The sequence below is a fragment of the Taklimakanibacter lacteus genome (assembly GCA_003576695.1).
Lineage (GTDB): Bacteria > Pseudomonadota > Alphaproteobacteria > Rhizobiales > Aestuariivirgaceae > Taklimakanibacter > Taklimakanibacter lacteus.
On sequence record QOZQ01000010.1, the window covers coordinates 93,163 to 113,116 of the forward strand.

Sequence of the window (19,954 nt, forward strand, 5' to 3'; positions counted from 1 at the left end):
CAGCCCCAAATTAGGCGAGGAAGGTCAGGACCAGGGGAATAGTGACGGCGGCACAGATAACCTGCGCCGTCAGGATATTGGCGACGAGCGGCGCATCGCCGCCCATTTGCCGCGCCAGCACATAGGCGCCAGATCCCGTCGGTACAGCCGAGCACAGAAGTGCCACGGCGGCGGGCGTTCCGGTGACGCCGAAGAGCTTGAGCGCAAAGAACATCAGGACCGGCATCACAAGGAGCTTGAGCGCGACGGCGAGTCCCACCGTCATTTTGGCGGCCACCGCTTCGCCGAAATGGAGACCGGCGCCGACGGTCAGCAGAGCGAGGCCGAGCGCGCCGCGTCCGATCATGTCGAGGACCTGCACGGCGAGGCCTGGCAATGTCAGGCCGAGCAGCTGGAACACGACGCCGCCCATGGACGAAAGGAAGAAGGGGTTGCGCAGCACGATGAGGGCGAGTTTCCGAGCGGGCGGCGGTTCGCCCCCGATATAGAGCGACATCACGATGACGCAGACGACATTGAGGAGCGGCGTCATGGTGGCGGCGCTGACCGCGGCCAGCGCCAGCGCATCATTGCCGAAGAACAGGGGCACGGTGGCGAAGGCAATGAAAGTGTGCCAGCGGGTGGCGCCCTGGAACAGGCTCGAATATTGCGCGCCATTGATGCCGAGCGCTGCGGAGAGCGGTACCCTGAGGATCAGCAGGAAGGCGAACATGACGGTAAGCGCCACGATCATGGCTGCCGCCATGTGCCAGACGGGAATATGGGAGAAATCGGCCGCCGCGATCTCCTTGAAGATGATGGCCGGGAACAGGACGAAATAGCAGACATGATCGACGCCGGCCCAATGGCTTTCGCTCATCAGGTTCGAGCGTCGCAGCAGCGCGCCGATGGTGATGACGATGAAGACGGGCAGGAGGACGAGGAAGGCCTGGGTCATCTGGGGCGGGCAAGGGAATCGAGCGCGGATTGCAGGATATAGGCGGCCGCCAGCTTGTCGACCAATTCCGAGCGCCGGGCCCGGCTGGTATCGGCGCCGATCAGCATGCGCTCGACCGCGGCGGTCGACAGCCGCTCGTCCCAGAAGACGATCGGCAAAGGGGTAAGCTTGCTTAGATTGCGGGCGAAAGCGCGCGTCGACTGCGCCCGGGGGCCTTCGCTGCCATCCATATTGAGGGGAAGCCCCAGCAGGAAAAGGCCGGCCTTGCGGTCGGCCGCGATGGCGAGGAGGCGCTCGGCATCCAGGGTGAACTTCTTGCGCGCAACCGTCTCGACCGGAGAGGCGATGCGGCGCGTGATGTCGCTGATGGCGACGCCGATCGTCTTGCTGCCGAGATCGAGGCCGATCACGGGGCTATGGGTCGGCAGGGCGGCAACCGCATCGGCAAAATTCAGGGATTCCATCGGGTCCTCTTACGCGACTTGGCGAAGCGGTGCAAAAGCGCGATAAAGCCTCCGGCAAAGTGGAGTTGCGCGGATGAAAATCACCTATTTCGGCCATTCGGCCTTCCGCATCGAAACCGGCAAGGCCGTGATCATGCTCGACCCGTTTCTCAGCGGCAATCCTTTGTTCAAGGGCGACGTCAAGGAGGTGTCACGCGGCGCGACCCATGTGCTCCTGACCCATGGGCATGACGACCATCTTGGCGACACGGTCCAGATCTGCAAGGACACCGGCGCGACGCTGGTCGCCAATTTCGAGATCGCCATGTATCTCGCCAACAAGGGTGTCGCCAATTACTCGCCCGGCAATCACGGTGGGCGCATCTCGTTTCCGGATTTCGACTGCGTCTTCACCAATGCCTGGCACTCTTCCTCGCATATCGACAACGGCACGCCGATCTATCTCGGCAATCCGGCGGGCTTCGTCATCCTGCCGAAGAAGGAGAAGGGGCGCACGCTCTATGTCACGGGCGATACCGGCATCACCATGGACATGAGGCTCGTCCAGGATCTCTACAAGCCGCAGATCGGCATCATGTGCATTGGCGACCGCTTCACCATGGGGCCGGACCAGGCGGCTCATGCCTGCAAGACCTTCTTCAAGTTCAAGACGGTGATCCCCTGCCACTACGCGACCTTCGAAGGTTTCCTCATTCCCGATGCCAAACCCTTCGTGAAAGCACTGGGACCCAAGGGCAGGACCGCGACGGTTCTCAAACCGGGCGAGGCGACGACGGTCTAGCGCCAGATACGCTTGCGTTCGGCAATCCGGGCAAGCTCGGCGGCAAGGGCTTCGTCCATCGCGGCGATGCGGTGCCCTAGAGGCTGCGGTGGGGCGCTGCGCCAGCCCATGGCTTCGAGCACCTTGCCCGACTCGTAGTAGGGCTTGATCAGGCTCATCACCAGCTCACGGAATTCCGCCGGATGGCTCTGCTCGATGAGGCGCAGATCCTTTTCGGCGAAGTCGAACCGTTCGCCCAGAAGACCTTTGATCGGTGAGGCGGACCCTGCCAGCGCCAGCATCACCTCGGGGATGAGCGAGCCGCGTGGCAACCCCGCCGCATCGCCGGGCAGGATCAGATCCGCCAGCAAACCCAGTCGCGAGGGCGTCATGTCATGTCCTCCGCCAGCCGGGCTGCGAGCTTGAGCGCCACGGCGCCAATGGTGGAGGCCGGATTGGCGGCGCCGACTGTCGGAAAGAGACTGCCGTCGGCGACGAGGATGTTGGGCACCTTGTGGCATCGCCCCCGCGCGTCGGTCACCGAGGTTTCGGGATCGGTGCCCATGCGCGCCGTGCCGAGCAGATGCCAGCCGGTGAGCGGGGCAGGCGAGACGCGAATGGTGCGATAGGCGCCGGCGGCTCTCAGCACCTCTTCCGCCCGGGCGAGGCCGAAATCGAGGCTCTTCCGGGCGCGCTCCGACATTGTGTAGTCGAGCTTCACGCCCGGCAGTCCATCGCGCTGCGCTTCCCTGGTCAGGCTGACGCGATTATGTGCTTCCGGAAGATCCTCGGCGAGCACCAGGATCGGCATCGTATGCAGGAATTCCTCGCGCAATTGCGCCTGGGGCTGATAGCCCCACAGCGGTGAAAGCCGCGACGCCTGAACCAGGAGCGCGTTCTCGCGCGACAGCTGCAGATGCACGCCGCGCTCGAAACCGCGCGAGAGGTCGGTCTCGTAGAATTCATGCGAATAGATCGAGCAGCCGACCGGGCCGACGGGCCCATCGAGCGGCTCCTTGAAGAGACCTCTGACATAGGCGGCCGGGTGAAACATGAGATTGCGCCCGAGCGCCGGGCTCTCCACGCCGGAAGCGAGCAGGAGCCTTGCAGTGCCGATGCCATTGCCGGCAACGATGACGGCTTGCGCCGGCTGGAAATATTCTTTGCCGTGCTCATCGGCATAGGTGACGCCCGTGGCGCGCCCGGCCTCGATCTCGATATTACGCGCAATGGCGCTGGTCCTGAGCTCTACGCCCAGTGCGGTCGCCTTCGGCCAGTAGGTAAGGTCGACGGAAGCCTTGGCTTTGGGGATGCAGCCGATGAGGCAGGGGCCGCAATGATTGCATGCGGCGCGCCCGTCATGGGCGGTCGAATTGATTGCCGCATCGACCGGCCACCAATGCCAGCCGAGATCGCTGAACGCACGCGCCGCGCGATTGGCGACGGCGCCGAAGGGGAGCGGCGGCATGGCGCGCTTCGACTTCGGCGGATAGGCCGGATCGCCATTGAGGCCGGCCACCCCCATGATCTCGTCATTGAGGTCGTACCAGGGCTCGAGATCGAAATAGCCGAAGGGCCAGTCGTCGCCGACACCATCGAGCGTACGGGTGCGGAAGTCTGAAGGGTGCAGCCGCGGAAAATGTGCCGCCCAGGCGACGGTCGAGCCGCCGACGCCACTCCACATCAGCGGCTTGAAGACCGAATTATCCTCATCGATCGGATGATCGTGCGAGCCGTGATACTGGCCCGCCTTGAGGCGCAGATTGGGGTTCGACGCCCAGTCCTCCAGGATGGCGCGCTGCCAGCGCATGCCGTTCGCCGGCATATGTTCGTGATCCGGCCAGCCGCCCCGTTCCAGGCAGAGGACCTTGAGATGACGGGCGTCACGCTTGATTTGCCAGGCGAAGGCCGCCCCGCCGCAGCCGGCTCCGATGATCACGACATCGACGGGATCGAGACGTTTTTTTGTCATTCACATATTTATGCGGGATTGCCGGCTCTGCGCAAACCGCTAGCCGACTGGCCCCTTCACCGCGGCGCCGCGCTTTTCCAGCTCGCTGATTTCCTGTCTTGCGATCTCTCGCATATCGAACGGAATGTTGATCGTATTGGCAATGATCGAAGCGAGCAAGCCAGGGAAGCGCGCGTCGAGGTCGGCGCGCCGCAATGAAATAAGCCGGTTGGTGCCGCGTATTTCCGTGCGCGTCACACCGGCCTCCCTGAGTTTGGCGAGATGATAGCTCACATTGGTTTTGGAGCCGAGGTCCAGAAAGCGGCTGCAGTTGATCTCGACACCCTCGTGGCGCGCGAGATAACCAACGATCGCCAGACGCGTCGGGTCGCCGAGCACGGAAAGCACGGTTGCAAGATCGATCTGATCGGTCGCCGGATGAAGCAGAGACATTCCCAAGACTCGTCCAATTTCAAAGGCAGACAAGCTCCCCATGCGCATCCTGACATCAGGCTGGCAGGAGATGTCGGTCTATCATATTGACAGTTACCTGCCTTTGTCCAATAGTTCAATAAATTTTGAACAAGGACAATGTCATGGACGGACGTCTCCTCTGGCTGGCCGCCGGCGCTTTCTCCACGAGCCTCATGGCTTTTGTGTTCGCCGGGCTGCTGCCGCTGATTTCCGCGTCCAGCAATCTCACCATTCCCGAAGCCGGTCATCTGGTGACGGCCTATTCGCTTGCCTATGCGATCGGCACGCCGATTCTCGCCACGCTCACGGGCACGGCCGATCGCAAGCATGTTGTCGTCAGCGCGCTCATTCTGTTCCTCGTGGGTAACGCACTGGCGGCAACGAGCAATTCATTTGCCTTGCTGACTGCCGCGCAGATTGTCATGGGCGCAGCAGCGGGCCTCTATGCCTCCACGGCCCAGGCGACAGCCGTGACGCTGGCGGGCGTTGAGCATCGGGCGAAGGCGGTCGCGACCGTCGTCGGCGGCACCACATTGGCCGTGGCATTCGGCGCGCCCATTGGCTCACTTATCGGCAATCTGGCGGGCTGGCGCGCGACATTCCTGTTCGTGGGCCTTATCGCTCTGCTTTGCGCCATTGTGCTCTCGCTGCGGCTGCCGCGCGGCCTCGCCGGCGTCAGGCTGACGCTTACTGAGCGCGTGCTGACGATCACGAAGCCCGGCATATTGCCGGCACTCATCGTGACCTTCCTCTATCTCACCGGTGGTTTCGTGGTGCTGTGCTATCTGGCGCCGCTGGCGACCGATGGCGCGGGTCTGTCCGTGACCGTCATTCCGGCGATGCTGCTGGCTTTCGGCATTGGCGCCGTGATCGGCAATTATGCGAGTGGTCAGCTGACCGACCGCCTCGGGGCGACGCGTGTCGTCGTCTTCTCATTGATTGCCTTCACCATCATCTGCGTCGCGATCACGCTGATGCTCGAGCTCTTGCCTTCCGCCATCGCCGGCCCGCTCCTCATCGCCATCATGGTTCCGTGGGGCATCGTAGGCTGGACCTTCCCGCCGGCACAGGCGAGCCGCATCGTGGCGCTGGCGCCGGGGATCACCTATCTGACGCTGCCGCTCAACATGTCCGCCATGTATTTCGGTGTGGCGGCTGGATCCTTGGTGGGTGGGCGGGCATTGACGATGGGGCCGGCTTCTCAACTTGGCATCATCGCCGCGGCATTTCCCCTCGTGGCGCTCCTGGTGCTCTTCGCCACGGCGCGGTTGCGCAAGCCGGCTCTTGCCGGACCTGGAGAATAAGGGCGTTTTCCTGTCATTAGCCCAGAAGGCAGGCGGGAATTGCGCTTGCCCGCAAACCCGGACATAAGCTTGCCCCATGTCAGACCGCAAACGACCTGTGGGACCCATTGTCGATCCGCTGCCGCCGGGGCTGGCGCCCGACCTGCGCCCGCTCTTCGGCCGCTGGGTGAGGCTCGAGCCGGTTTCCGCCGATCAGCATGGTCGCGATCTCTATGACTCTTTCGCCTCGAGCGATCCTGAAGGAGCCGTCTGGACCTATATGGGCTATGGGCCTTTCGCCGATTTCGAGGCCTTCGTCGTCTGGCTTGCCAAGCAGGAAGAGAGCCGCGATCCCTGGTTCTATGCCTTCATCCGCCGCGACACCGGGAAAGCGGCCGGCATGGGCGCCTTCATGCGTCTCGACAAGGCCAATGGGGTGATCGAGATCGGCCATATCTGGATGTCACCGGCCCTGCAGAAGACGCGCGAGGCGACGGAAGCGATCTATCTCATGATGCGCCACTGCTTCGATGATCTGGGCGTGCGGCGTCTCGAGTGGAAATGCCATTCTCTCAATGCGCCGTCCCGCAAGGCGGCCGAGCGCTTTGGATTCATCTATGAGGGCATTTTCCGCCAGCATTACATCGTCAAGGGCCGCAACCGCGACACCGCCTGGTATGCCATGATCGACAGCGAATGGCCGGCCATGATGGCGAGGTTCCAGGCCTGGCTGCGGGACGAGAATTTCGACGAAAAGGGGCGGCAGAAGAGCCCGTTGCTCCCCAAGTGATCGGGTGTTATTGAGCGCCCCTGTTTCCGTAAAAAGAGCCTGAAAATGTCGGTCGATCAGAAAACCGTGCGGCGTATTGCGCATCTGGCGCGTATCAAGGTGAGCGAGGCGGATGTGCCGCGCCTCGAAGGCGAGCTCAACTCGATCCTGCACTGGATCGAGCAGCTGAACGAGGTCAATGTCGAAGGCGTCGAGCCTCTGACCTCGGTCGTCGCCATGAAGATGAAGAAGCGCGCCGATGTGGTGACCGATGGCAATTATCCGCAAGACGTGACCCGGAACGCGCCCGCCGCCGAAGACGAGTTCTTCATGGTCCCGAAAGTCGTTGAATAAGCCTATGACCTCTCTCACCTCCCTCACCATCTCCGCCGCGCGTGACGGCCTGAAGAAGAAATCCTTCTCCGCCCGCGAGCTGACCGATGCCTATCTGGGCGCCATGGAGAAAGCCCGCATCCTCAATGCCTATGTGGTCGAGACGCCGGACCAGGCGCGCGCCATGGCGGCGGCGTCCGATGCGCGCCTCGCCAAGGGCGAAGGCGGCAGCCTCGAAGGCATCCCGCTTGGCATCAAGGATCTCTTCGCCACCAAGGGTGTCCATACCCAGGCGGCGAGCCATGTGCTCGATGGCTTCAAGCCGACCTATGAATCGACCGTCACCAGCAATCTGTGGCGCGACGGCGCCGTCATGCTGGGCAAGCTCAATATGGACGAGTTCGCCATGGGCTCGTCCAACGAGACCAGCTATTACGGCAATGTGATCAATCCCTGGCGCCGCAGGAATTCCAACGCGGCGCTGGTGCCGGGCGGCTCCTCCGGCGGCTCGGCCTCGGCCGTTGCCGCCCATATCTGCGCCGGCGCCACTGCCACCGATACCGGCGGCTCGATCCGCCAGCCCGCCGCCTTCACCGGCACGGTCGGCATCAAGCCCACCTATGGCCGTTGCTCGCGCTGGGGCGTCGTCGCTTTCGCGTCATCGCTGGACCAGGCAGGACCGATCGCGCGTGATGTGCGCGACGCGGCGATCCTGCTCAAGTCGATGGCAAGCGTCGACCCCAAGGATACGACCTCGGTCGATCACCCGGTGCCCGATTACGAGGCGGTCATCGGCAAGCCGATCAAGGGCCTGCGCGTCGGCATCCCGAGGGAATATCGGGTCGACGGCACGCCCGCCGAGATCGATGCTTTGTGGGACAAGGGCGCCAAATGGTTGAAGGAGCAGGGGGCCGAGATCGTCGAGATCTCCTTGCCGCACACCAAATATGCGCTGCCCGCCTATTACATCGTGGCGCCGGCCGAGGCTTCCTCAAACCTCGCCCGCTATGACGGCGTGCGCTACGGCCTGCGCGTGCCGGGCGACGACATCGTTTCGATGTATGAGAATACCCGCGCCGCGGGCTTCGGCCGCGAGGTGCAGCGGCGCGTGATGATCGGCACCTATGTGCTCTCGGCCGGCTATTACGATGCGTATTATGTGCGCGCCCAGAAGGTCCGCACACTGATCAAGCAGGATTTCGACAAGGCATGGGACAAGGTCGATGTGGTGCTGACGCCCGCGACCCCGAGCCCGGCTTTCGCGCCGGGCGAGATCACCGATCCGGTGCAGATGTATTTGAACGACATCTTCACGGTGACGGTGAACATGGCCGGCCTGCCGGGCATCTCGGTGCCGGGTGGCCTGTCGGAGCAGGGGCTCCCCATGGGGCTGCAGCTCATCGGCAAGCCTTTCGATGAGGGCACCTTGTTCCAGGTGGGCCATGCCATCGAGGAAGCGGCCGGCAAGTTCGAAGCGCCGAAATGGTGGTGATCAGGCCGTGAGCCACATGCGCTCACCGGTCATCGGCATCCCTGCCGAGCGTCGACATCGACCAGGTGCGCTATTGCGAGACCAAAATAGCTGCGTAGCAGAAATCCAACGCCATCACTTCAGGCCGAGCCGACCTGAAGTGATGGCGTGGAGTCGATCTCAGTATTTCCGGATGAGCCCGACGAGGCGTCCCTGCACATTGACCCGGTCGGGTCCGAAGATGCGCGTCTCATAGGCCGGATTGGCCGCCTCGAGCGCGATCGAGTCGCCCTTCTTGCGGATGCGCTTGAGGGTCGCTTCCTCATTGTCGACGAGCGCCACGACGATGTCGCCATTGGTGGCGCTGTCGCCTTTGCGGATGAGCACCGTGTCGCCGTCGAAGATGCCGGCATTGATCATCGAATCGCCCTTGACCTCGAGAGCGAAATGCTCGCCCGAGCCCAGCATCTCGGGCGGCACGGTGATGTTGTGCGAATGATCCTGGATGGCCGAGATCGGCACGCCGGCGGCGATGCGGCCCATGACCGGCACGATGGCGGCACGCGGATTGCCGTTGCCGGCATGGGGGATCGGCTTCACCTTGCCGAGATTGCCTTCAATGACATTGGGGCTGAAGCCCGGGCGCTTGGCGGTCGACAGGCTGGGGCTGTGGGCGTCCGGCAGCTTCATGACCTCGAGCGCTCTGGCCCGGTTTGGCATGCGGCGCAGGAAGCCGCGTTCCTCGAGGGCGAGGATCAGCCGGTGAATGCCGGATTTGGACTGGAGGTTGAGCGCATCCTTCATCTCCTCGAAAGAGGGTGATACCCCATCCTCCTTCAGGCGTTCATTGATGAAGAGGAGCAGTTCGAGTTGTTTGCGCGTCAGCATGGCGTGACCTGTTCAAAGAACGTTCCGGGGAAATTATCGAGTAAGATTCGGAACAAATCCTAAACGAAAATAGCCGTTCCCGTTTAGTTCGGCAAGCTTAAATTGGGCAGTCGTTCAAAAATCGAGCAGGATCACATCCACGAGGTCGCCCTCATGGGCTTGCGGCGCATGGGGAGGGCGGATGATGAGGCCCTGGGCCTCGGTCAAAGCGCGCTGCATCGAAGAATCCTGCAGCGGGAAGGAGGTGGCCCGGTAGCTGCCATCGGCTTCACGGGTGATTTGCGCCCGAAGATAATCCTGTCTTAGGTCGTTAGCCGGCAGCGGCGCGCCGAGCCGGGCCTTGACGGTATCGTCAGCATCGCCGGACTGGCCCAGAAGGGCAAAAATGAGGGGTTTGAGAAAAATCCGCGCGCAAACGAGCGCTGACACGGGATTTCCCGGCAGGCCCATAATCCGCCTCTTGCCGTCGCGGGCGAACATGAGCGGTTTCCCGGGCCTCAGCGCGATTTTCCAGAAATCGAGCCCTATGCCCTCTGCCTTGAGAGCAGCCTGCACCAGGTCATGATCCCCGACTGAGGCGCCACCGGTCGTCAGAAGGATATCTGCGCTCCGGGCTTTTCGAATGGCGCGGCAAATGGCGTTAATCCTGTCGGGGATAATCCCCAGATCGACCGGCTCGGCGCCAAAACGGCGCACAAAGGCCGAAAGCGCAAAACTGTTCGAGGAGACGATCTGGTCGGGTCTGGGCGATTGCCCGGGCCGAACCAGCTCGTCGCCGGTGGTGAAAATAGCCACCTTTGGCCGGCGGGTGACCGGAAGACGGGGCCAGTTCATCGCTGCGGCCAGCCCGATCTCGCGGGCTCCCAGCAAGGTTCCACGGCGAAGCAGGCTCTGGCCCTTCGCGAAGTCGAGCCCCTGGCGCCTGATATGCTGGCCCAGGCGCTGCGCCGGCACGTTGATGTTAACCTGACCGCCGCTGGCGTCGGCATTCTCCTGGATGACGACCGTATCGGCCCCCTTGGGCACCGGCGCGCCGGTGAAGATGCGGACGGCTTCACCGGCCTTTACCGTCCCCCTGAAGCCGTGGCCGGCCGGCGCCATGCCGATGACCTTGAGGCGTATGGGGGCCGTCCCGACATCGGCGAAGCGCACCGCATAGCCGTCCATGGCGGAAGCCGGGAAGGGCGGCTGGTTGCGCCGTGCCTTGATGTCGGCGGCAAGCACCCGGCCGGCGCAGTGATGCAGGGGAACATCCTCGCGCGCCAGCGGCCTGGCGCCTTTCAGGATCTTTTCCTTGGCCTCGGTGACCGGGATCAGGGCCATCGTCAGTCCGCTGAGTAATGTCCGGACTTGCCGCCGGATTTCTCGACGAGCCGGATATCGCCGATGCGCATGGCGCGGTCGGCCGATTTGCACATGTCATAGATGGTGAGGCAGGCGACCGAGACGGCGGTGAGCGCCTCCATTTCGACGCCCGTCTTGCCTTCGACCTTCACGGTCGCCTCGACCTCGATGGCGTTGGCCTTCACATCAGGTGTGAAATCGACCGTCACGCCCGAGATCAGCAGGGGATGACAGAGCGGGATGAGCTCATGCGTCTTCTTCGCCGCCATGATGCCGGCAATGCGGGCCGCCGCCAGCACATCGCCCTTCTTGGCGCGACCCTCGGTGATCATGCCGAGCGTCCCGGCCGTCATGGAGATCGTTCCCCGCGCGGTCGCGAGACGCGTCGTCACGTCCTTGGCCGAGACATCGACCATGCGGGCCTGGCCCTTTTCATCGAGATGGGTGAGCTTGCTCATGGCCGTGTCAGGATAGCACGGGTTGCCTGGGCGACATCGGCCTGGCGCATCAGGCTCTCGCCGATAAGAAAGGCATTGACGCCGACCTTGGCGAGCCTGGCGAGATCGTCCGGCGTGAACAGGCCGCTTTCGCCGACGATGAGCCGGTCGCCGGGAACCATCGGCGCCAGTTTCTCGGTCGTCGCGAGCGTCGTCTCGAATGTGTGCAGGTTGCGGTTGTTGATGCCGATGAGCGGGGTCGAGAGCTTGAGCGCCCGCTCGAGTTCCTTTTCGTCATGCACTTCCGCCAGCACATCCATCCCCCAGTCGAAGGCGGCCGCTTCGAGCTCGCAGGCGAGGCCGTCATCGATCATTGCCATGATGAGGAGGATGCAGTCGGCACCCCAGGCGCGTGCTTCCGCCACCTGATAGGGATCGAGCATGAAATCCTTGCGCAAAGCGGGGAGCGCCGTGACCGCGCGCGCCGCCCCCAGATATTCAGGCGCCCCCTGGAAGGACGGCGTGTCGGTGAGGACGGAAAGACAGGCGGCTCCGCCATCCTCATAGGCCATGGCGAGTTGCGGCGGATTGAAATCGGATCGGATCAAGCCCTTGGAAGGGCTTGCCTTTTTGATTTCGGCAATGAGAGCCCATTCGCCTTTGGCGATTTTCGCATCGAGCGCCGCCTTGAAGCCGCGCACCGGCGGGGCATCGAGCGCCATGACGTCGAGCTCGCGCTCGGCGATCTCGGCCGTGGCCTTGGCGACCTCTTCGCGCTTATAGGCGGCGATCTTGTCGAGGATGGTCGGCATTAGATACTCCGCCCCACGCTCTCTCTTATCGTCATCCCGGCGAAAGCCGGGACCCATTCAATAAGCGCAATCCGCGCAGCGCTGTTCGAGTAGCACGAATTCAGGCGGCCCCGGCATTCGCCGGGGTGACGGGTAAGGGTGGTATGAAATCGTTCAAGCATTCGACACTTTGACCAGTTTCTCGAGCACGCCGCGGGCGCCGCCGCCATCGATGGATTTCTGCGCCTGCGCCACGCCCTCCTTGAGGTCCTTCGCCTTGCCGGCGACGAGGAGGGCCGCCCCGGCCGTCATCACCGCGGCATCGCGGAAGGCGCTCTTCTTGCCCTCCAGCACGCCTCTGAGCGCTTCGGCATTGTGGGCCGCATCGCCACCTTTGAGATCCTCCGCCGATGAGCGGGCAATGCCGACATCTTCCGGCTTGATCTCGGCAAGCGTCACCTTGCCGTCCTTCAATTCGGCGATCCAGGTCGTGCCTGAGGGCACGATTTCATCGAAGCCACCTTCGCCATGACAGATCCAGACGCGCTCGGAGCCCAGATTGTTCAGCACATGGGCGAGGGGCTCGACCCAGGCCTTGGCGAAGACGCCGGTGACCTGGCGCTTGACGCCGGCCGGGTTGGAGAGGGGGCCCAGGAGATTGAAGATAGTCCGCGTGCCGAGTTCGACGCGCGACGGTCCCACATGCTTCATCGAGGCGTGATGCGCCGGCGCGAACATGAAGCCGCAACCTGCTTCCTTGATGCAGCGCCCGATCGCTTCCGGCGCGAGATCGATCTTGACGCCGAGTGCTGTCAGCACATCGGCGGAGCCCGATTTCGACGACAGCGCCCGGTTGCCGTGCTTGGCGATCTTGAGCCCGGCGCCGGCGGTGACGAAGGCGGCGCAGGTCGAGATATTGTAGGAGCCCGACGCATCGCCGCCGGTGCCGACAATATCGATCGCGTCCTTGGGCGCCTCGACCTTGGTCATCTTCTCGCGCATGATCTCGACGGCGCCGGTGATCTCGTCGACCGTTTCGCCGCGGACCCTGAGCGCCATGAGGAAGCCGCCGATCTGCGACGGCGTCGCTTCGCCCGACATCAGCACATCGAAGGCATCGCGCGCTTCGGCGCGCGTCAGCGCCTGGCCATTGGCGGCCTTGGCGATGAGAGGTTTGAGGTCTGCCATCAGATTTCCCCCGTCTGTTCGAGGAAGTTCTTCAATAGAGCGTGGCCATGCTCGGAGGCAATGCTTTCCGGATGGAACTGTACTCCATGGATCGGCTTGGTCTTGTGCTGCAGCCCCATGATGATGCCATCCTCCGTCTCCGCCGTGATCTCGAGGCTTTCGGGCAGGGTCTCCCGCTCCACGATCAGCGAATGATAGCGCGTCGCGGCGAAATCGTCCGGGACCGAAGCGAAGATGCCTTTTGCCCCGTGATGGATGGCCGACATCTTGCCATGCATCAGCTTGGGCGCCCGGATCACCCTGCCGCCGAAGGCCTGGCCGATTGCCTGATGGCCGAGGCAGACGCCGAGGATCGGCACCTCGTCCTGCGCCTTGTCGATCAAATCCAGGCAGATGCCGGCTTCGTTGGGCGTGCAGGGCCCAGGCGACAGCACGATCGCCTTGGGCCTCGCCGAGAGAACCTGGCCGACGCTGATCTTGTCGTTGCGATGCACGACCGTCTCGGCGCCGAGATCGCCCAGGAAGTGATAGAGATTGAAGGTGAAGCTGTCGTAGTTGTCGATGAGGATGATCATGATTGATGTCTCCTCTCACCGAATTTTCCCCTTCTCCCGCTTGCGGGAGAAGGTGGCCGACAGGCCGGATGAGGGTGTTGGTGCAGTGCGCTCACTGCGCGAGGATTAGCGCAGGGCAAGGCGTCTGAATGATCTTCGCAGGCGGAGAGAACACCCTCATCCGCCCGTTGGGCACCTTCTCCCGCAAGCGGGAGAAGGGGAAGCTCACACGGAGGTTGCATGTGGCGACGAGTGTTCATCATTGGCCCCTCCCGGCGCGGCCGGCGAAGCGGACCGCGTCATCGGCGGCGCGGAACAGCGCCTTGGCCTTGTTCACACATTCCGCATGCTCGGACTCAGGCACGCTGTCTGCCACGATACCGGCGCCCGCCTGCACATACATCTTGCCGTTCTTCACGATGGCAGTGCGCAGCATGATGCAGGTGTCCATGTCGCCATCGGCCGAGAAATAGCCGGCGCAGCCCGCATAGGCGCCGCGCTTCTCATGCTCGAGCTCATCGATGATCTGCATGGCCCGCACTTTCGGCGCCCCCGACACGGTGCCGGCCGGGAAGCCCGCGACCAGCGCGTCGATCGCGTCATATTTGGACGCGAGCTCGCCTTCGACATTGGACACGATATGCATCACGTGGCTGTAATATTCGAGGATGAACTGGTCCGTCACCTTGATCGAGCCGATGCTGGCGACGCGCCCGACATCGTTGCGGCCGAGATCGAGCAGCATCAGATGTTCGGCTCTCTCCTTGGGATCGGCAAGCAGTTCTTCCGAAAGGGCCCGGTCCTCGCTCGGCGTCTCGCCGCGCCTTCTCGTGCCGGCGATCGGACGGATGGTGACCTTGCCGTCGCGCACCCGGACCAGGATCTCAGGCGATGAGCCGATGATCGCGAAGCGGTCGAAGTCGAGATAATAGAGGAAGGGCGAGGGATTGACGCGCCTGAGCGATCGATAGAGCGCAAAGGGCGGCAGCGAGAAGTCGGCCTCGAAACGCTGCGACAGCACCACCTGGAAGATGTCGCCGGCCGCGATATAGTCCTTGGCCTTCTCCACCATGCCCATATAGTCCGCAGGCGATGTATTCGAGCGGGTCTCTCCTATCGGCGGGACATCGGCGCGGCCCATCATGCCATGATCGAGCGGCCGGTCGAGTGCCTCGACCACATAGGAGAGGCGCTCCATGGCGCGCGCGTAAGCCGCCTTGGCGCTGACATCGCCTTCCGGATAGACCGGCGTCACCACCGTCACATCGTCCTTCACCGAATCGAAGATCGCCATGATAGTCGGCCGGATCAGCATGCTGTCGGGAAGCCCGACGACATCCGTATTGGGGGCGGGAAGCTCCTCCATCAGCCGCACCATGTCATAGCCCATATAACCGAAGACACCGGCGGCCATGGGGGGCGCATCCTTGGGCAGCGCAATGCGGCTTTCCTTGAGGAGGGCCCTGAGCGCCGGCAGCGGATCGAGGTCGACCGTCTCGAACGGGCCATCCGGATTGAACAATGCGCGCCGGTTGATCAGGGCCTTGCGGCCCTCGACCTTCCAGATGACGTCGGGCCGCATGCCGATGATGGAATAGCGCCCGCGCACCGCGCCGCCTTCGACCGACTCGAGCAGGAACGAATAGCGCGCATTGCGTGCGAGCTTGAGCATTGCCGAGACGGGGGTTTCGAGGTCCGCGACGAGGCGGGTGGACAGAATCTGGGCTTCGCCCAGCTCATAGACGCGCCGGAACGCGTCGAATTCGGGAATGACTTGCATGAGAGTAGACCAAGATAAGTGTGCCTTCAGGGGGTGACATCAGTTAGCGTTCGCGCCCGTGACCTGTCGCCACATATTCTCGTCTACATAGACCCCGACTTCGTTCTGAACATCGGCCGCATAGCCTGCCGCCAGATTGCCGCCGGCGCCATCGGAGAGCGCCTTGCTGATGGTCTTCGCCTCTTCGGAATTGGGATCGAAGGTCGGGATGAGGACGGCCTGAGATTGCATGACCTTCGCACCCTTGCCGTCGCCTTCGAGCGCATAGGCGAAGCCGTTTTCGGAAACCATGAACAGCGCCGCTACGGCCTGCTGATCGAATTCATTGGTCGTCTCGTTGCGTTTAAGGCCCAGGACCGTCTTGATCTCGGCTTTGGCCTCGCCGGCAAGCGCCTCGAAGCCCGTGCCGTTGCGGGCACGCTCGACCATCTGCTTGGCCTTTTCGAGCGCCACTTCTCGCAGCTTCTGCGCCTTCCAGTCGCTTTCGACCTGAGCCTTCACCATATCGAAGGGCTTCACCGCCGAGGGCGTCACTTCGCGAACCTCATACCAGACAAAGCCGCCGGATGGTGTCGTCAGCACGTCGTTCTCGACGCCCGTGTCGCTCTCGAAGGACTGCTTGAGCACATTGTTCTTGAACGGAACATCGACTTCCTTGCCGTCCTTGCCGAGGCCCTGGGCGTCGACCGGCGGGGTGATCACCAGCTTGAGATTGACCTCCTTGGCGATGTCCTCGAAGGATTTCTGCTGGGCGCGCGCATCCTCTATCGTGTCATAGGTGGTCTGGACGGCGCTGCGCGCCTTCTCGAGCTGAAGCCGCGAGGTGAGCTCGGGCTTCACCTCATCGAGCGTCGACTGCTTTTCCGGCGTGATCTTCGTCACCTTGAGCAGCACGACCGAAAGCTTGCCCTGCACCGGGTCACTCACCTGGTCCTGGGCCAGGCCGAAGGCGGCGTCGGCAATGATCGAATCGAAGATCTTGTCCTTGCTGAGCTCGCCCAGCGAGGCATCGGCATCGGTGAGCCCACGTTCCCTGGCGAGCGCCAGAAAGTCCGTGCCGGCGGCGATGCGCTCCTTGGCCTTCTTCGCTTCATCGACCGAAGGGAAGGGGATCTGCAGGATAGCCCGGGTCTCCGGCTTGAAATAGTCGAGCTTGTATTTGTCATAGGCGGCCTGGAGCTCGGTGTCGGGAATCTGGATGGCGGGCGCCAGATCCTCGGGGTCGGCCTTGATCACCGCGATCACGCGATATTCGGGCGCCGTATATTGGGCGCTGTTCTTCTCCCACTGCGTCTTGAGGTCCTGCTCGCTCGGCGCCGGAATGTCCTGCTCAGCCGGTCGCAGCACGAAATAGCGCGCGTCGCGCTGCTCGTTGCGATGCCGATAGACCGCCTCCTTCAGCGTATTGGGCGCGACGAAATTGGCCTGGACGGTATCGGCAAGTGAGCCGCGCAGGAACCGCTGGCGCTCGCTGGCGAGATAAGCGGCCTCGTTCAGGCCGTTCTGGCGCAGAACCTCGGCAAACCGGCGCGGATCGAAATTGCCCTGCGCATCATGGAAGAGGGGATTGGCCCTGATGATGTCGGCGAGCTGGTTGTCCGAGACCGCGAGCTTCATCTTGTCCGCTTCGGCATCGAGCGCCGCATCGCGGATCATGCCGTTCAGGAACTGGCGGTCGAGACCCAGAAGACGCGCCTGCTCGGGCGTGATCGTCTGACCGGTCTGCTGCTGGTAGTTCTGCAGCCAGCGCCGGAAGGATTCGGTGAACTGCTGGCTGGAAATATCCTGATCGCCGACCGTGGCGAGGGCCGAGGTTGCGCTGAAGCGGAACATATCTTCAATGCCCCAGACGCCAAAGCTCAGGACCAGGAGGCCCATGAGCACTTTGGCCACCCAGCTTTTGGCGGCATTGCGCATACTGTCGAGCATCAACATACCTTCTTGCAAACATTCCCCGGGGCAAGCTCCCCGGAGCGGCGCGCATCATAGGGATGAGGATCAGGCCTCGCAAGCATAGCTTGGCTCTGCTAGGAGGAATCGAACGATGGGGTAGGGGACTGAAATGGCTCAGAAATCACCTAAGCCGCTGGTGGCGGGCAACTGGAAGATGAACGGCACGACGGCGTCGCTCAGGGAAGCGCGGCTGCTGGCCGGCATGCTGAAAGGCGTCCGGCTCAAATGCGAGGTCATGATCTGCCCGCCGGCGACGCTGATCAGCACCATCAAGCCGGTCTTCAAGGGGACCCGGATCAGGCTCGGCGGCCAGGACTGCCACGGGCAGGCCAATGGCGCCCATACGGGCGATATTTCGGCGGAGATGCTCGCCGATGTCGGCTGCGGCGCCGTCATTGTCGGCCATTCCGAGCGCCGCACCGACCATGGCGAGACAGATGAGACAGTGCGCATGAAGGCGGAAGCCGCGCACCGGGCCGGCCTCATTGCCATCATCTGCATCGGCGAGACGCTGGCGCACCGCAAGAACGGCGAGACGCTGGCGGTGATATCGCGGCAGCTGGCGGGCTCGGTTCCCGAAGGCGCGAATGCGGCCAACACGGTCATCGCCTATGAGCCGGTCTGGGCGATCGGCACCGGCCTCACACCGACCACGGTGGAGGTCGCCGAAGTCCATGCCTCCATCCGCACCAAGACCGACCCCGACATGCGCATCCTCTATGGCGGCTCGGTTAAGCCCGCCAATGCGGCCGAGCTGATGGCGGTTACCAATGTGAATGGCGCGCTGGTCGGCGGTGCCAGCCTCAAGGCCGCCGATTTCATCGGCATCATCAAGGCCTATGCCTGAGCCCGCAGAGAAATATGGCAAGGCCGACAAGCAGAAGGCTCGCTGTGCTGAACGCCATGCGCAGATGGTTCCACCATGTCCAGGGTGCTGAATAGCTTGACCAGATGGCTACTGCCTCCTGCGCATCCGCGGGCGTGATGGCCTTCGCGAGGGCATCGTTCAGGGGAACATTGACGGCAAAGGTCGGAACAAGCGCGCCGAGCAGATAGACCACCACGGCCAGCACCATCGCAACAGCCGCAGGCCGCTGCCGCGTCATGAACAAGAACAGCCCGGTCAATGCGGCCATGGCCGGCATGCCGAAAAAGGCGGGCGCGAAGGCGGCGTTGCGGATGGTCGCGTTGATCCCTTGCATCGCGGCGATAGCGTGCTGCGGATCGGCCGCATCGAGCCCGCGCATGACCGAAACCGAATAGGCATAGAAGAAGCCGGCAATGGCGCCGGCGAGCACCAGGGTCGTTGCCGCGAGAATGCCGGTGATGATTGTCGATGTCCGATGCATAGTGTCCCTCCATGAGTACTGGGCGGTACTTGTTGTTATGAGTACCGTATGGTACTCATCTGCGCAACTGAAATAGCGGAGGCTTAATGATGGCCAGGATTACGCCCGAGCGCAGGGATGACATTCTCGAGGCGGCGTTGCGCCTATTACGCGAAAGGGGCGTCGCCGGCGTGACGACCACCGCTTTGGCGCGCGAGGCCAGGTGCTCGAAGGAGACGCTCTACCTGCTCTTCGAGAACCGCGACGCCATTCTGGCGGCGTTGATCGACCGCCAGGCGACGGCACTCAATGCAGCGCTGCAGCAGAATGATCCCTCGCAGCCGGCTATGGAGGCATTGGCCCTGGTTGGCGCGCAATTGCTGCGTCTGTTGACCTCGGAAGGCTCGCTGGCGATAAATCGTGCCGCGTTGTCCGATCCGACCGGCAGGCTGTCACACATACTGATCAAACGCGGGAAGGAACGCTTGGCGCCGAAGATTATCTCACTCATCGAGCGGCTGCATCATGAAGGCACCATTTCTGTCGCCGACATGTCGGACGCCTACCGCACAGTCTATGGCCTCCTGATCGCGGATCGCCAAATTATGGCGCTGCACGGCATGCCCGAGGGCAAAGGCGGGGCGGAGGCTCCGGCCCGGATCGCACAAAGGGCCGTGGAGAGATTTGTCCATCTCTACCGGCCTCGGCCGGCGCCCCCCTGAGGCCCGGCTTGCCGGAGGGTTGCCTCAACCCCATATCCGCGCTAGACGCTGCCCCGAAATTCCAGAAACCGGACTTTAGAGATGCAAACCGTCCTGCTTGTCGTTCACCTGATCATTGCCATTGCGCTCATTGCCGTGGTCCTGCTGCAGCGCTCGGAAGGCGGCGCGCTCGGCATTGGTGGGGGTGGCGGCGGTTCGCTGTTCTCCGCCCGCGGCGTGGGCAACACCTTGACGCGGACGACCGCCATCCTGGCCGTCATCTTCTTCATCACCTCGATCGGCCTGACGCTCCTGGCGACGAATACGGGCGGCGGCTCGATCTTCGACCGCACGACCGCGCCGCAGACCCAGGGCGGAACGCAGGCGCCGGCCGGCACGGGCGGCAGCGCGCTGCCCGAGTTGCAGCCTTCCGGCCAGAACCAGGGTGGCAGCCAGAACCAGGGCGGCACCGGCAACAACAGCGGCCAGCCGCAAGTACCTGTTTCACAGTAAGATGTTTCACAGCTTTCCACAGAAGCCCGGACCCC

Annotated in this window: 22 protein-coding genes; 8 read left to right on the top strand and 14 right to left on the bottom strand. The window is 63.2% G+C overall.

What is annotated here, in order from left to right; translation table 11 throughout:
- Positions 1-10: 10 nt before the first annotated feature.
- Together DT068_RS20265 and ruvX are read right to left on the bottom strand one after the other, a co-directional pair.
- Positions 11-937 (bottom strand): AEC family transporter, encoded by a 927-nt coding sequence (locus tag DT068_RS20265; protein WP_119391708.1) that lies wholly within the window; start codon positions 935-937, stop codon positions 11-13.
- Positions 934-1,401 (bottom strand): Holliday junction resolvase RuvX, encoded by a 468-nt coding sequence (ruvX, locus tag DT068_RS20270; protein WP_119391709.1) that lies wholly within the window; start codon positions 1,399-1,401, stop codon positions 934-936. Before ruvX ends, DT068_RS20265 begins: the two co-directional genes overlap by 4 nt.
- A 73-nt stretch (positions 1,402-1,474) precedes the next feature.
- On the opposite strand from ruvX, the gene DT068_RS20275 reads away from it, so the two are divergent.
- Complete coding sequence (locus tag DT068_RS20275) at positions 1,475-2,182, top strand: metal-dependent hydrolase (RefSeq protein WP_119391710.1); 708 nt, start codon at positions 1,475-1,477, stop codon at positions 2,180-2,182.
- Here the strand turns inward: DT068_RS20275 and DT068_RS20280 are convergent.
- Genes DT068_RS20280 through DT068_RS20290 form a run of 3 tightly spaced genes read right to left on the bottom strand, consistent with a single transcriptional unit; the run spans position 2,179 to position 4,565 of the window.
- Positions 2,179-2,553 (bottom strand): hypothetical protein, encoded by a 375-nt coding sequence (locus tag DT068_RS20280; RefSeq protein WP_119391711.1) that lies wholly within the window; start codon positions 2,551-2,553, stop codon positions 2,179-2,181. The two genes, DT068_RS20275 and DT068_RS20280, sit on opposite strands and share 4 nt — an antisense overlap.
- Positions 2,550-4,133 (bottom strand): GMC family oxidoreductase, encoded by a 1,584-nt coding sequence (locus DT068_RS20285; RefSeq protein ID WP_119391712.1) that lies wholly within the window; start codon positions 4,131-4,133, stop codon positions 2,550-2,552. Before DT068_RS20285 ends, DT068_RS20280 begins: the two co-directional genes overlap by 4 nt.
- A gap of 39 nt (positions 4,134-4,172) precedes the next feature.
- A complete protein-coding gene (locus DT068_RS20290) occupies positions 4,173-4,565 on the bottom strand; it encodes an ArsR/SmtB family transcription factor (RefSeq protein WP_119391713.1) in 393 nt (130 codons plus the stop codon).
- Positions 4,566-4,708: 143 nt separating this feature from the next.
- Here DT068_RS20290 and DT068_RS20295 point away from each other — a divergent pair, with 143 nt between their 5' ends.
- From DT068_RS20295 to gatA, 4 genes are all read left to right on the top strand, one after another.
- Positions 4,709-5,890: an MFS transporter gene (locus DT068_RS20295; protein WP_119391889.1), complete on the top strand. Its 1,182-nt coding sequence runs from the start codon at positions 4,709-4,711 to the stop codon at positions 5,888-5,890.
- 76 nt (positions 5,891-5,966) lie between these two features.
- Entirely contained in the window at positions 5,967-6,659 is a 693-nt protein-coding gene (locus tag DT068_RS20300; protein ID WP_119391714.1) for a GNAT family N-acetyltransferase, read from the top strand.
- A gap of 45 nt (positions 6,660-6,704) precedes the next feature.
- Complete coding sequence (gene gatC / locus DT068_RS20305; RefSeq protein ID WP_119391715.1) at positions 6,705-6,992, top strand: Asp-tRNA(Asn)/Glu-tRNA(Gln) amidotransferase subunit GatC; 288 nt, start codon at positions 6,705-6,707, stop codon at positions 6,990-6,992.
- Positions 6,993-6,996: 4 nt separating this feature from the next.
- Positions 6,997-8,463, top strand: a complete 1,467-nt coding sequence (gene gatA / locus DT068_RS20310) for an Asp-tRNA(Asn)/Glu-tRNA(Gln) amidotransferase subunit GatA (protein WP_119391716.1) — start codon at positions 6,997-6,999, stop codon at positions 8,461-8,463.
- Positions 8,464-8,622: 159 nt separating this feature from the next.
- Here the strand turns inward: gatA and lexA are convergent, their stop codons facing one another.
- The 8 genes from lexA to DT068_RS20350 all read right to left on the bottom strand — a co-directional run bounded on the left by lexA (position 8,623) and on the right by DT068_RS20350 (position 17,353).
- Entirely contained in the window at positions 8,623-9,330 is a 708-nt protein-coding gene (gene lexA / locus DT068_RS20315; protein ID WP_119391717.1) for a transcriptional repressor LexA, read from the bottom strand.
- A 114-nt stretch (positions 9,331-9,444) separates the two neighbouring features.
- Positions 9,445-10,653 (bottom strand): molybdopterin molybdotransferase MoeA, encoded by a 1,209-nt coding sequence (locus DT068_RS20320; RefSeq protein WP_119391718.1) that lies wholly within the window; start codon positions 10,651-10,653, stop codon positions 9,445-9,447.
- A 2-nt stretch (positions 10,654-10,655) separates the two neighbouring features.
- Positions 10,656-11,132, bottom strand: coding sequence for a cyclic pyranopterin monophosphate synthase MoaC (gene moaC / locus DT068_RS20325; RefSeq protein ID WP_119391719.1), 477 nt, complete (start codon positions 11,130-11,132; stop codon positions 10,656-10,658).
- The gene (trpC, locus tag DT068_RS20330) at positions 11,129-11,923 is read right to left on the bottom strand and encodes an indole-3-glycerol phosphate synthase TrpC (RefSeq protein ID WP_119391720.1); all 795 of its coding nucleotides are present in this window, start codon (positions 11,921-11,923) and stop codon (positions 11,129-11,131) included. The genes moaC and trpC overlap by 4 nt, the downstream gene beginning before the upstream one ends.
- Positions 11,924-12,076: 153 nt before the next feature.
- A complete protein-coding gene (gene trpD / locus DT068_RS20335; RefSeq protein WP_119391721.1) occupies positions 12,077-13,090 on the bottom strand; it encodes an anthranilate phosphoribosyltransferase in 1,014 nt (337 codons plus the stop codon).
- Positions 13,090-13,665, bottom strand: a complete 576-nt coding sequence (locus tag DT068_RS20340) for an anthranilate synthase component II (RefSeq protein WP_119391722.1) — start codon at positions 13,663-13,665, stop codon at positions 13,090-13,092. The genes trpD and DT068_RS20340 overlap by 1 nt, the downstream gene beginning before the upstream one ends.
- Positions 13,666-13,903: 238 nt before the next feature.
- A complete protein-coding gene (gene trpE, locus DT068_RS20345; RefSeq protein ID WP_119391723.1) occupies positions 13,904-15,424 on the bottom strand; it encodes an anthranilate synthase component I in 1,521 nt (506 codons plus the stop codon).
- Between the two features lie 39 nt (positions 15,425-15,463).
- Entirely contained in the window at positions 15,464-17,353 is a 1,890-nt protein-coding gene (locus tag DT068_RS20350; protein ID WP_162914337.1) for a peptidylprolyl isomerase, read from the bottom strand.
- Between the two features lie 133 nt (positions 17,354-17,486).
- On the opposite strand from DT068_RS20350, the gene tpiA reads away from it, so the two are divergent.
- Complete coding sequence (gene tpiA, locus DT068_RS20355; RefSeq protein WP_119391725.1) at positions 17,487-18,224, top strand: triose-phosphate isomerase; 738 nt, start codon at positions 17,487-17,489, stop codon at positions 18,222-18,224.
- On the opposite strand, the gene DT068_RS20360 is transcribed toward tpiA, so the two are convergent.
- Positions 18,208-18,726 (bottom strand): anthrone oxygenase family protein, encoded by a 519-nt coding sequence (locus DT068_RS20360; RefSeq protein ID WP_119391726.1) that lies wholly within the window; start codon positions 18,724-18,726, stop codon positions 18,208-18,210. The genes tpiA and DT068_RS20360 overlap by 17 nt on opposite strands.
- A gap of 86 nt (positions 18,727-18,812) precedes the next feature.
- On the opposite strand from DT068_RS20360, the gene DT068_RS20365 reads away from it, so the two are divergent.
- Together DT068_RS20365 and secG are read left to right on the top strand one after the other, a co-directional pair.
- A complete protein-coding gene (locus DT068_RS20365; RefSeq protein ID WP_119391727.1) occupies positions 18,813-19,427 on the top strand; it encodes a TetR/AcrR family transcriptional regulator in 615 nt (204 codons plus the stop codon).
- Positions 19,428-19,508: 81 nt separating this feature from the next.
- Positions 19,509-19,919 carry a preprotein translocase subunit SecG gene (gene secG, locus DT068_RS20370; RefSeq protein ID WP_119391728.1) on the top strand — a complete coding sequence of 137 codons (411 nt, stop codon included), beginning with the start codon at positions 19,509-19,511 and terminating at the stop codon, positions 19,917-19,919.
- Positions 19,920-19,954: the final 35 nt, after the last annotated feature.